The following is a 243-nucleotide window of genomic DNA, read 5'->3' on the forward strand; positions in this document are numbered from 1 at the left end:
CTTCGGTACCGAAGACCTTCTCGGCAAGGAACTGGGTAAGCACCGGGGCGATCATCGCGCCGACGTTGATGCCCATGTAGAAGATGGTGAAGCCCGAATCGCGGCGCTCATCCTTCAGGCCGTACAGCTTGCCGACCATGGTGGAGATGTTCGGCTTGAACAGGCCGTTGCCGATGATGATCGTGGCCAGGCCGAACTCGAACACTTCCTTGTTGGGCATGGCCACCATGAACAGGCCGGCGG

At 60.1% G+C, this 243-nt stretch carries 1 protein-coding gene; it reads right to left on the minus strand.

The window, feature by feature from the left end; genetic code table 11:
* Positions 1–243: POT-type proton-dependent oligopeptide transporter (locus ACR9ZK_RS23135; RefSeq protein ID WP_481344257.1), on the minus strand; the 243-nt coding region annotated here is incomplete at both ends.

The sequence above is a fragment of the Monashia sp. HAY1-5C genome (genome assembly GCF_056755255.1).